The sequence below is a fragment of the Rhizobium rhizogenes NBRC 13257 genome, assembly GCF_000696095.1.
GTDB classification, from domain to species: Bacteria; Pseudomonadota; Alphaproteobacteria; order Rhizobiales; family Rhizobiaceae; genus Rhizobium; species Rhizobium rhizogenes.
Genome location: NZ_BAYX01000007.1, coordinates 64,387 through 76,574, shown reverse-complemented (window position 1 = coordinate 76,574; position 12,188 = coordinate 64,387). Strand labels below are relative to the sequence as shown.

10 protein-coding genes are annotated in these 12,188 nt (G+C 60.4%); 7 read left to right on the top strand and 3 right to left on the bottom strand.

The window, feature by feature from the left end:
- Positions 1–9: 9 nt before the first annotated feature.
- From RRH01S_RS16695 to ureG, 7 genes are all read left to right on the top strand, one after another.
- Positions 10–633, top strand: a complete 624-nt coding sequence (locus tag RRH01S_RS16695; RefSeq protein WP_012652109.1) for a glycosyltransferase family 29 protein — start codon at positions 10–12, stop codon at positions 631–633.
- Positions 634–636: 3 nt separating this feature from the next.
- On the top strand, positions 637–2,346 hold the full coding sequence (ureC, locus tag RRH01S_RS16690; protein WP_007689915.1) for an urease subunit alpha: 1,710 nt from the start codon (positions 637–639) through the stop codon (positions 2,344–2,346).
- Positions 2,347–2,353: 7 nt separating this feature from the next.
- A complete protein-coding gene (locus tag RRH01S_RS16685) occupies positions 2,354–3,028 on the top strand; it encodes a TIGR02117 family protein (protein ID WP_042473186.1) in 675 nt (224 codons plus the stop codon).
- Between the two features lie 339 nt (positions 3,029–3,367).
- Positions 3,368–4,225 carry a GGDEF domain-containing protein gene (locus RRH01S_RS16680; protein ID WP_012652107.1) on the top strand — a complete coding sequence of 286 codons (858 nt, stop codon included), beginning with the start codon at positions 3,368–3,370 and terminating at the stop codon, positions 4,223–4,225.
- Between the two features lie 79 nt (positions 4,226–4,304).
- A complete protein-coding gene (ureE, locus tag RRH01S_RS16675; RefSeq protein ID WP_012652106.1) occupies positions 4,305–4,808 on the top strand; it encodes an urease accessory protein UreE in 504 nt (167 codons plus the stop codon).
- Between the two features lie 6 nt (positions 4,809–4,814).
- On the top strand, positions 4,815–5,501 hold the full coding sequence (locus RRH01S_RS16670) for an urease accessory protein UreF (protein WP_037221157.1): 687 nt from the start codon (positions 4,815–4,817) through the stop codon (positions 5,499–5,501).
- Between the two features lie 106 nt (positions 5,502–5,607).
- Positions 5,608–6,219 carry an urease accessory protein UreG gene (ureG, locus tag RRH01S_RS16665; protein ID WP_012652104.1) on the top strand — a complete coding sequence of 204 codons (612 nt, stop codon included), beginning with the start codon at positions 5,608–5,610 and terminating at the stop codon, positions 6,217–6,219.
- Positions 6,220–6,258: 39 nt separating this feature from the next.
- Here the strand turns inward: ureG and RRH01S_RS16660 are convergent, their stop codons facing one another.
- The 3 genes from RRH01S_RS16660 to RRH01S_RS16650 all read right to left on the bottom strand — a co-directional run bounded on the left by RRH01S_RS16660 (position 6,259) and on the right by RRH01S_RS16650 (position 12,158).
- Positions 6,259–9,588 (bottom strand): efflux RND transporter permease subunit, encoded by a 3,330-nt coding sequence (locus tag RRH01S_RS16660; protein ID WP_034517742.1) that lies wholly within the window; start codon positions 9,586–9,588, stop codon positions 6,259–6,261.
- A 14-nt stretch (positions 9,589–9,602) separates the two neighbouring features.
- The gene (locus RRH01S_RS16655; RefSeq protein ID WP_012652102.1) at positions 9,603–10,793 is read right to left on the bottom strand and encodes an efflux RND transporter periplasmic adaptor subunit; all 1,191 of its coding nucleotides are present in this window, start codon (positions 10,791–10,793) and stop codon (positions 9,603–9,605) included.
- 396 nt (positions 10,794–11,189) lie between these two features.
- On the bottom strand, positions 11,190–12,158 hold the full coding sequence (locus RRH01S_RS16650; RefSeq protein ID WP_012652101.1) for an ABC transporter substrate-binding protein: 969 nt from the start codon (positions 12,156–12,158) through the stop codon (positions 11,190–11,192).
- Positions 12,159–12,188 lie beyond the last annotated feature (30 nt).

Below are 12,188 nucleotides of genomic sequence, written 5' to 3'. Positions count from 1 at the left end.
CGCAGGATCATGATCGTCGGCAACGGCGAGGTTGCTGAGGGGGCGGCGAGTGAGATCGACGCCGCCGACATGGTCGTGCGCTTCAATGATTGCCGTTCTTTCGGAGCAGGTGGCAGCCGCACCGATATCGTCGCCGTCTGCAATACCGGCAGGCCCGCCCGTGCCATGCTCGGCTCCGCCGAATGGCGCAAAAGCCCGCCAGTTGCGGCAGCATCGGAGATCTGGAGTGCGCGCGATCCCCGCAAGTTCGCTGTATTGCGTGCGCCGCTTGCCCTGTCGCATCCGGAACTCAATGATTTCTGCGACGATTACACCGATCAGTTCACCGCCTTTTGCCGCGCAACCGGCAAGCGCCATGTCGTGATCGACCAATCCGTTCATGAGCGTCTTGACGAGGCGCTTTCTGCGCATGAACCGGGTTCTTATATCGTACCAAGCAGCGGCCTGGTCGCGATCGGCGCGCTGCTTTTGCTCCACCCCAACGACGACATCGCCATCACCGGCTTCAGCCACACCGGCTGGGACGGTCACCCCTTCGCGGCTGAGAAGCGATTGGTCGACTTTTATATTTCCCTTGGCCGCCTCAGGCGCATCGCCAGCACAACATCCATTCTTTCCTCCCAAGGAGCCTGATTCATGTCCTACAAGATCTCCCGCGCCGCCTATGCCAACATGTTCGGGCCGACTACCGGCGACAAGGTACGGCTTGCCGACACCGAGCTCTTCATCGAGGTGGAGAAGGATTTCACCACCTATGGCGAAGAGGTGAAGTTCGGCGGCGGCAAGGTCATTCGCGACGGTATGGGGCAGAGCCAGGTGACGCGGGCAAACGGCGCCGTCGATACCGTCATCACCAACGCGCTGATCGTCGACACCTGGGGCATCGTCAAGGCGGATGTCGGTTTGAAGAATGGCCGCATCGCCGCGATCGGCAAGGCCGGCAACCCGGACACCCAGCCAGGGATCACGATCATCATCGGTCCTTCGACGGAAATCATTGCCGGTGAAGGCAAGATCCTGACTGCGGGGGGCATGGACGCACATATCCACTTCATTTGCCCGCAACAGATCGAAGAGGCGCTGATGAGCGGCGTGACGACCATGCTCGGCGGCGGCTCCGGGCCTGCGCATGGCACGCTTGCTACCACCTGCACCGGGGCATGGCATATCGAACGGATGATCGAAAGCTTCGATGCCTTTCCCATGAACCTCGCGCTTGCCGGCAAGGGGAATGCGTCGCTGCCGGCCGCCCTTGAGGAAATGGTGCTTGCCGGCGCCTGCTCGTTGAAGCTCCACGAGGATTGGGGCACGACGCCAGCCGCGATCGACTGCTGCCTGTCCGTCGCCGACGAGTATGACGTGCAGGTGATGATTCACACGGATACGTTGAATGAAAGCGGCTTCGTCGAAGACACGATCGGCGCCATCAAGGGCCGCACCATCCATGCTTTCCACACCGAAGGTGCCGGCGGCGGCCATGCGCCTGACATCATCAAGATCTGCGGTCAGTCGAACGTCATTCCGTCTTCGACCAATCCGACGCGGCCCTATACGGTTAACACGATTGCCGAGCATCTCGACATGCTGATGGTCTGCCATCATCTGTCGCCGTCTATCCCGGAAGACATCGCCTTCGCCGAAAGCCGTATCCGCAAAGAGACGATCGCGGCGGAAGATATCCTCCACGATATCGGCGCCTTCTCGATCATCTCGTCCGACAGCCAGGCCATGGGCCGCGTCGGCGAGGTGGCGATCCGCACCTGGCAGACTGCCGACAAGATGAAGCGCCAGCGTGGCCGTCTGGCCCAGGAAACCGGCGACAACGACAATTTCCGCGTCAAGCGCTACATTGCCAAATATACGATCAATCCGGCGATCGCCCAGGGCCTCAGCCATGAGGTCGGGTCGATCGAAGTCGGCAAGCGTGCCGACCTGGTGATCTGGAACCCGGCCTTTTTCGGCGTCAAGCCGGAGATGGTTCTGCTCGGCGGTTCGATCGCGGCGGCGCCCATGGGCGATCCGAATGCCTCGATCCCGACGCCGCAGCCGATGCATTACCGCCCAATGTTTGCCGCATATGGCAAGAGCCTGACGAATTCTTCGGTCACCTTCGTGTCGCAGGCCTCGCTCGATGCCGGTCTCGCCGGCAGGCTCGGCGTTGCCAAAAAGCTCCTTGCCGTGAAGAATACCCGTGGCGGCATCTCCAAGGCGTCGATGATCCATAACAGCCTGACGCCGCATATCGAGGTCGATCCTGAGACATACGAGGTGCGGGCTGACGGCGAGCTTCTGACCTGCGAACCGGCGACAGTGCTGCCGATGGCGCAGCGTTACTTCCTGTTCTAAGCGCCTGATGGGGGAAGCCATCCGCTGGTTGTTTCGCCTGGTGCTGCTGGCTGTGCTGGCCGTGGCGGGCGGAACTTTCATTCCGAGACCATTATTTACGCCTGCCAAGGCGGCCGACGAAGTTGCGGCTACGCGACGCATTCTGGTGCTTTCCAACCCGATCCACACCGACATTGCGGTGCCGCTCAATGACGAGACCCGGGCGGCGTTTTCCTTTCTTGGACAGGCCGGCGTTCCGCTGGCGTCGCCTGATGCCGAATGGCTGATCTTCGGCTGGGGCGGTCGCGCCTTTTATCTGGAAACGCCACACTGGGCCGACCTGAAGCCGATGCCGGTGCTGCGGGCGCTGACGCTGGATAGCTCGGTGCTGCACGTCGATGTCGCAGGACACCTTCCCGAGCAGCATCCTGCCGTGCAGGCATTCGATATCAACTCCGGGGAATTCAAGGCTCTACTGGGCTTCGTTGCGGGTAGCTTTGAGGAACAAAGCGGGGAGGTTATGCCTGTCGCCGATGCAGCCTATGGTGTTACCGATCGCTTCTTCGAGGCGAAGGGTCATTTCAATTTACTCTTCGGCTGCAATACCTGGACGGCGGCTGCCTTGCGAACCGCGGGGATCAAAACCGGCCTGTGGAATCCGGTTCCGGAGACGCTGAAACTGTCGCTCGCTCTTTACAATTAAGCTGTCTCCGATTGATGAGCGCGATTACAGGCCGTCGCCCACTTTTATCCTCAGTTTTCTGCCGCTCCCATTGCGTTTTATCGATTGACCAGTGCTGCATCCCTAGGATTTCAGGGGTTTTCTATAAGGCCGCCGAACTAATGAAGCATTATCAGAGACTTGCGTAATCAAGCTCAGGAGTCGTTGTCTCACCCGGTACCGTGCATGCCGTCGGCAGTTATTTCTAATCGTTCACAAGTTGGGAAATGCTACGCATTTTAATCATTGCCTTAAAGACCTGGAAGAGCCTTCACCCCTATCTCACCTCATGGGCACGGTGGGCTGAGGAAGGTGATTCGCATGAAACAATGGATTTCGCTGCAGGCCGAACTGGGTGATTTTCAGTGCCGCCGCACGATATACTTTTTCGCGCTAAAGATGAGTTGCGCCGCCATCGTTCTGTCCGTTGCTATCATTCTCCTGATGCTGCCGGCCGTGCAGTGGTTTGGTCTGTTGCCGTTGCCGATGCTGGATGCCGTTCGCCTCTGCATTCTCCTCGCGTCGTTCATCGGTGGCATTGTGTCCGCCGCGTTGGCGTTGTTGGCCGGCCATGCAATTCACAAGCTCGCGCTCTCCAATGCCGAATTCGAACGACTGAGCCGCACGGACATGCTGTCCGGCCTGTTGAATCGCCGCGCCTTTACCGAGGCTCTGGACAGGGTTGAGGCCGATGCTTCGCTGGTGATCTTCGATGTCGACCGGTTCAAGACGATCAATGACCGTTACGGGCACGCCTCGGGCGATGCCGTTATCATCGCCGTGTCGCAGATCTTTTCCAGCATTTTCGGAGGCAGGGATGTGGTCGCCCGTCTGGGCGGCGAGGAGTTCGGCGCCATCGTCCATGGCCATGATATGGCTGAGCGCATCGCCCGCATCGAGGACGTGAAGGCGCTGATTGCGGAACACGCCATTGCCGTCGAAGGTGGCGCGGTGACGATCACCATTTCGGCAGGGATCGCCGACATATGGGGGCCACGCAGGAAAGAGGCCGCCTATGCCGCCGCCGACAAGGCGCTTTATCTCGCCAAGGCGCTTGGTCGCAATCGCATCGTCCATGAGAGCGAATGGATGAACCAGGCCTGGCATCGCTGTTCGACCGATGAGCAGGAGACGGTGCCGGATCATGTCGAGCAATATCGATACGGCACCCGGATATAGGCCTGCGAAACCGGCATTGGTCCTTGCGCGGAAAGCGACTATTTTGCATGGTCTGACAAAGCTTTGAATTGGATCCGTCATGCAACGCGTCACTTCCTATCTGCCAGCCGGCACCCCTTCCTCCAATCCGATCGATCGTGTCGAGCTGCCGCATGATCTGCGCCATCTGCGCCGCAAGCTGCTGCATCTCGAAAATGGCGAGATGGTCATGCTCGATCTCAAGGAGCCGGTTCTGTTCGCCAATGGCGACTTGCTGGTGCGCGAGGACGGCGAGTTGATCGAGATCGTCGCCGCCCCGGAAAAGCTGTTCGAGATCAAGCCGCGTAACCGCCTGCATCTGATCGAGCTCGCCTGGCATCTCGGCAACCGGCATCTTTCGGCGCAGATCGAAGAGGAGCGCATCCTCATCCTGCGCGATCACGTCATCCGCGCCATGCTCGAAGGTCTTGGTGCTACCGTGACGGAGGTTAGCGAGCCCTTCCAGCCTGCACGCGGCGCCTATCACGCGCATGGCGGTCATTCGCATGGTCACGACCATGGGCACAGCCATGGCCACGACCATCATGATCATTCGCACGACTGACCGTCGATGACCGAGGTTCCAGCGACAGGCAATCGCGATCTGCAGGCGCTCCTGCGGCTGATGGCATGGCTGTCACCGGCTTTTCCCATCGGCTCCTTTGCTTATTCAGGCGGCCTGGAGCGTGCCGCTCATGATGGGCTGGTGCAGGATGCGGAAAGCCTCAAGGACTGGATTACAGCGTTGATACGCCATGGCTCTGCCTGGAACGATGCCGTCCTGCTGGCCGAGGCGCATGGCGCCGGTGAGGATGCGGTGCGGCTGGCAGACGTGGCCGAGCTTGCTGAGGCGCTCGCCGGTTCGAAGGAGCGGCATCAGGAAACCATGCTGCTCGGCGAGGCCTTTCTTTCCGCAGCCGTTGCCTGGCCGCATCCGGTCTTTTCGATACTGCCCGTAAAGACGGCCTATCCTGTCGCGGTCGGTGCCGTTGCCCGCGCGCATGGGATCGCCTGCGAGGAAGCGCTGGCGGCCTTCCTGCATGCCTTGGCGTCGCAGATGATGTCTGCTGGCATCCGTCTCGGGGTGAGCGGGCAGAAGGACGGTGTCGCAATCCTGGCGGCGCTGGAGGATGTCATCGCCGATGTGGCGAAACGTGCCGCGCGCTCAAGCCTCGATGATCTCGGCGCTGCGACGGTTCAGGCCGATATTGCGAGCCTTCGTCATGAAACGCAGGGCACGCGCCTCTTTCGCTCATGAAGAAACGGCGGGAGGAAATGTTATATTCGAAGCCATTCCTACGTCATTCGCCTCTGTGCGGCAGGACCGCGCTTCGCTATCCTGATTTTTCATTGGAGTTTTGAGCATGAAATCGAGAAATGGACCTCTGCGCGTCGGCATCGGCGGGCCTGTCGGTTCGGGCAAGACGGCGCTGACGGAGAAACTGTGCAAGGCGATGCGGGACGATTATTCCGTCGCCGTCGTCACCAACGATATCTACACGACGGAAGACGCTGAGGCGCTGGTGCGGATGCAGGCGCTGACGTCGGATCGCATCGTCGGCGTCGAAACTGGCGGCTGCCCGCACACCGCCATCCGCGAGGACGCGACGATCAACCTGCAGGCCATCGCCGGCCTCAACGAGCGGCTTCCCGATCTCGATGTCGTCTTCATCGAATCCGGCGGCGATAATCTGGCGGCGACGTTTTCGCCGGATCTCGCTGATATCACCATCTATGTGATCTCGGTCTGCCAGGGTGAGGAAATTCCGCGCAAAGGTGGTCCGGGGATTACCAAGTCCGATCTTCTCGTCATCAACAAGAAGGATCTCGCGCCTTTCGTCGACGTCGATCTCGACGTGATGGACCGCGATGCGACGCGGATGCGTCAGGCTCGTCCCTTCGTCTTCTCCGACATGAAGCGCGGTGACGGTGTCGGAACGATCGTCGACTTCCTAAAGGAACAGGGCGGCCTTTAAGCCGCCCCGCCGTTCGTTAATTCTACTGCCAGGCCGCGGCTATTCAGCGGCAAATGGCGGCAGCTTCAGGATATTCGTCCTTGCCGGCGCGCTGCCATGTTGCGGCGCGTCCTTGTGCTCTACGGCGTCGATGCGCTCTTCCAACGCAGTCAGCGACTTGCGGTTCTCGTTGACGGCGACCGCTAGGCTTTCCTTCGTCAAAACCTCGTCATCGGCATCCCTCTTGCCGACCAGACGGCCGAAGAGCCAGGCAAGCAGGCGCGACAGGTCGTCCATGATCAGGAAGAAGGACGGCACGACCACCAGGCTGAGCACGGTGGAGACGATGATGCCGCCGATTACCGCGATTGCCATCGGCGCGCGGAACGAACCGCCTTCGCCGACGCCAAGCGCCGATGGCAGCATGCCGGCGGACATGGCGATCGAGGTCATGATGATCGGTCGGGCGCGCTTGCGGCCGGCCTCGACCACGGCCTCCAGCCTCGGCATGCCGTGATGCATCATTTCGATGGCAAAATCGACCAGCAGGATAGCGTTCTTGGTGACGATGCCCATCAGCATCAGAATGCCGATCATGACGGGCATGGACAGGGCATTGCCGGTCATGATCAGCGCCAGTGCCACGCCGCCGATCGCCAGAGGCAGTGACAGCAGGATGGTGAAGGGCTGGATCACATCCTTGAACAGCAGGATCAGCACCGTCAGTACCAGCAGCAGGCCCATCAGCATGGCGTTGCCGAAGCTTGTCTGCATTTCCTTCTGGATCTTGGTGTCGCCGCTTTCCGCCAGATGGACGCTGGCCGGGATCTGGGCGCTGTTGACGATGCTGAGGAAGTGGCTCGAGGCCGTATCCAGCGCCACGCCCTGCGGCAGATCCGCGCCAATCGCGACGACGCGATAGCGGTTGTTGCGCTTGATCGAGGACAGGCCTTCGGAATAGTCGATGTCGGCGACGCTCGACATCGGAACGGAAGCACCTGAGGCAGTCTTGATGCGTAATGCCCGGATCGAGGCGAGGTCGCGGCGCAGGCCGAGCGATGCCTGCACCCGGATCGGGATCTGGCGATCATCAAGCGAGATCTTGGCCAGCGAGGCGTCGATATCGCCGATGGTTGCGACACGCACCGTATCGGAAATCATCTGTGGCGTGATGCCGAGGCGGGCAGCTTCATCCTTGCGCGGATAGATCTGCAGCTCCGGCCGGGGCAAGGCACCGTCGGCGCTGACATTGGCAAGGGCCGGATCGCTGCGCAGCTTGGCTTCGAGAATGCCGACGGCCTGGTTCAGATCCTTCTCGTTGCGGGAGAGGAAGTTGTAGGTTAGGTCGCGATCGCCGCGATCGTTGAGCTTGGTAATGCGGACGTCGGGAAGCGAACGCAGCTTGGCGAAGACTTCCTTTTCTATATCCCATTGTGGGCGCTCGCGGCCATGGACGGTCACTTTCGGCAGATAGGGGCCGATGACCGGCAACGAGCCGAGCACATCGTTGACCAGCTTCTTGACGAGTGACTGGTCGAGCTTGCCGAGCGTCAGTGTAATCGTTGCGCGGCGCAGTTCCAGATCGCCCTTGGGCGAGGCGCCGCCGAGGACGAAGACGCTTGCAACGCCGTTGATGTCCTTGACGCGGCTGTAAATTTCATTGGTTGCGCGCTCTGTGTCGTCGAGCCGGGCATTGGGCGGCAGCTCTGCCGAGAGCACGATGCGGGACGCATCTTCCGGGGGGATGAAGCTGCCGGGCACGAACATGATCAGTGCGAAGACGGAGGCGATGGAGAATGCGAAGGCCGCGAGCAGGGTCGGGTAGCGCGTGTACCATTTTCTTGTCGTCAACCGAACCAGCCAGCTATAGCCACGCATGAAGCGGCCATCATTATCGTGATGGTCGTCAACGGCGTCTTCCGGACGCATCAGATAGGCGGCCATCATCGGCGTGATCAGTCGCGCGACCAGCAGCGAGAAGAATACCGAGAAGGCGACCGTCAGGCCGAACTGGATGAAATACTGGCCAGGAATGCCCGGCATGAAGGAGACCGGAACGAAGACGGCGATGATGGTGAAGGTGGTGGCGATGACGGCGAGGCCGATTTCGTCGGCGGCATCGATCGCGGCACGATACGGCGTCTTGCCCATCTTGATATGGCGGGCGATGTTTTCGATCTCGACGATGGCGTCGTCGACGAGGATACCGGTCGCCAGCGTCAGCGCCAGGAAGCTGACGAGGTTCAGCGAGAAGCCGATCTGGTTCATGATCCAGAAGGTCGGGATCGCCGAGAGCGGCAGGGCGACGGCCGAGATCAGTGTCGCTCGCCAGTTCCTGAGGAACAGGAAGACGACGATGACCGCCAGCAGCGCACCCTCGAGCAGCGTATGCATCGCCGCTTCGTAGTTGCCGTAGGTATAATAGACGGAGTCGTCGATCAGCTCGATGGAGACATTCGGGTTTTCGGCGCGCACCTTGTCCAGCGTATCGCCCACTGTCTTGGCGACGGTCACTTCGCTGGCGCCCTTGGCGCGGAACACGCCGAAGGTGACGACGGGCGTGCTGTTGAAGCGTGAGAAGGACTTCGGCTCCTGATAGGTGTCCTTGATGACGCCGAGATCGGAGAGCTTGACGAAGCGGCCGTTGGTCAGCGCGATCGTGGTGTCGGCAAGCTGGGCAACCTCGCGGGCGTCGCCAAGGACGCGAATTGCCTGCTCGCTGCCCGCAACCTGGCCACGGCCGGAACCGAGATCGATATTGGTGCCGCGCAGTTGCTGGCTGACCGAAAGCGCGGTAATGCCATAGGCGTTCAGCTTGTTCGGATCGAGCTCGATGCGGACTTCGCGGTCGGCGCCGCCGTAACGATCGACGCGGCCGATGCCGGACTGGCCCTGCAGTGCGCGCTTGACGACATCGTCGACGAACCAGGACATTTCCTCGAGCGTCATGTTCGGTGAGGAGACGGCGAAGCTCTGGATCGCCTGTCCCTCGACATCGACCTTGGAGACGATCGGTTCATCGATGGTAGAGGGCAGGTTGCCGCGGATGCGGTCGATCGCGTCTTTGGTATCCTGAACAGCCTGCGGAGTCGGCACTTCGAGGCGGAAGACCACGACGGTCTGCGACTGGCCGTCAGTGACGGTCGATTGGATCTCGTCGATGCCGTTGATGCTGGCAACGGCGTCTTCGATCTCCTTCGTCACCTGCATTTCGAGCTCGGCGGGCGATGCGCCGCTCTGCGTCACGGTCACGTTGACGACCGGCACGTCGATATTCGGGAAACGGGTAATCGGCAGATTGAAGAAGGCGTGCGCGCCCACCACCATCAGCAGGAAAAAGCCCAGAAGCGGCGCGACCGGATTTCGGATGGACCAGGCGGAAAAGTTCATCTTGCCGTTCTCGCTCAGTTGGACGCTTGCGGCGCTTGTTTGACGGGCGTGATGTGGTCGCCGTCGCGGACATAGGCGCCAGCCTTGGCCACGACTTCCTCACCATCCTGCAGGCCCTTGACGATCTCGACATAGGCGCCGTCCTGGATGCCGGTCTCGACATTGACGAACTTGACCACGCCGCTCTCGACCTTGCGGGCGGAGGAGCCATTCTCATCGCTGTTGACGGCGGTCAATGGCAGGGCGACGCCCTGGGTCTCGCGGATGACGATCTCGGCGCTGCCATACATGCCGGCGCGAGCCTTGTCGCCCTCATCGATGGAAATATGGACAGCGCCCAGACGGGTCACCGAATCGACGATCGGCGCAACCAGACGCACTGTGCCCGAGAGCTTTTCGCGGCTGCCGGACAGTGAAATCAATGCCTTCTGCCCGATACTGATCTTGGTGATGTCGCTTTCGGAAACATCGACCACAAGCTCAAGCTTGCTGTCGCGGATGATGGTGAACAGCGGATCGCTGCTGCCGTTGGCGATGGCGCCAATGCGGGCGTTGCGCGAGGCGACGGTGCCGGCAACCGGCGTCTTGATACCGGTGCGGGCAAGTTTCAGATCGGTATCGGCAATCTGGCTGTCAGTGACCTTGAGATCGGCTTCGGCAACGGCGATCGCCTGTTCGGCCGAGGCCACACGCGCCTTGTTGGCGGCGGCCGTCGCGTTCGCCTGCTCGACCGAGGAGGTCGAGACAGTGCCCTTGGCGCCCATGGAGACGGCGCGCAGGCGCTGCAATTCAGACTCTTCCGCATTGGCGTGCGCTTCGGTGAGTTGCGCGTGTAACTGTGCAAGCGTCGCCTGACCCTTGGCCTTCGTCGCCGCCATCTGGCTCTTCTGCAGGATCAGCGCGTCGTCGTTCAGCGTGGCGAGCGTACTGTCAGCCTCGACCTTGTCGCCGACATCGGCATTGAGCGAGCGAACCGACAGGCCGTCGACCTGCGGCTGAATATAAACCTCTTCCACGGCTTTCACCGTGCCGGTGGCGACCACCTTGTCGACCAGCTTTCGCGTTTGCGCCTGTGTGACGACGATGGCCGGTAGATTCTGTTTCGGAGCGGTTACGGCTGGCTCTTCCGCGAAGGCCGCGGGCGCTGACAAAAGGGCAAGCAGGATTGCGGTCGTGCTCAGAAATCTATGCGGCGTGAGGGCCATGCGTCCGGTTCCAGTTCGGCATTTTGGGTAACGGGGATTTCGCTGTTTCCGTCGCGAACACGGGGGATATGCATGCGGGCCGGCTTCGTCCGGCGGATCAACATCCGTCTGTCATGCCAGAAAGCCCCTCATCCTCAATTTGTCCCATTACATGGGAACGTTTTCCAAATCCTGCAAGATCACGAGAAAATGATTTCCATCGTCGGATGATACTAATGGTAGAGACGCTATGGATCAATCACGGCATTGTGATGTCTGCATTCAGATACTTGATCGACGTCTGGCTTTTCATGCAAGCGCGAGGATAAAGCCAGCTTTTTGTGATGGTTGTTACAAAATGAAAAAAACGCGCGAGTAAAGAAACCCGCGCGTTCCGGTCATTTGTTTGCGCCGAGACTATTTCAGCGCGGCGTCGGTGATCTCGTGCGTGTACGCGCCGGTCGGCTTCTTGTTGATGATCTTCTGGTCGAGAAGGGCCTCGACCGTGCGATCATAGAGCTTGGTGTCGAGCTTGCCGCTGCCGATCAGCTTGGCGACTTCGCCCATCATGCGCTTCTGATGGTTTTCGTCCTGGCCGCCATTGTCCATGACGATTTCGGCGGCTTCATCCGGATGCTCGACGGCATATTTCCAGCCCTTCAGCGAAGCGCGGACGAACTTGACCATGTCGGCCTTGAACTTCGGATCCTTCAGCTTGTCCTCGTTGACGTAAAGACCGTCTTCCAGAAGGTCGATGCCGAGCTTGGAGTAATTGAAGACGGTGAGGTCTTCCGCCTTGAAGCCGGCATCGATCGCCTGCCAGTATTCGTTGTAGGTCATGACCGAGATGCAGTCGGCCTGCTTCTGAACGAGCGGCTGGACGTCGAAGCTCTGCTTCAAGACGGTAACGCCATCCTTGCCGCCATCGGTCTTCAGGCCAAGCTTGTTCATCCAGGCGAAGAAGGGATATTCGTTGCCGAAGAACCAGACGCCAAGCGTATGGCCCTTGAAATCCTTCTCTGTCTTGACCGGGCCGTCCTTCGGGCAAATCAGCTCAAGGCCGGACTTTTCGAAGGGCTGGGCGATGTTGATCAGCGGCACGCCCTTTTCGCGGGCAACCAGAGCGCCACCCATCCAGTCGACGATCACGTCAGCGCCCCCGCCGGCGATCACCTGTTCCGGAGCGATATCCGGGCCGCCCGGCTTGATGTCGACGTCGAGGCCTTCTTCCTTGTAGAAGCCCTTGTCCTTGGCAACGAAGTAGCCGCCGAACTGGCCCTGTGCCACCCATTTCAGCTGCAGGGTCACCTTGTCGGCGGCGTTGGCGGCCTGAGCCATGGTCAGCGCCATGGCGCTCGCCATCAGTGTAAGCATCAGTCTTTTCATAATCTTCACCCTTTTCCCTCTGAAGTTATG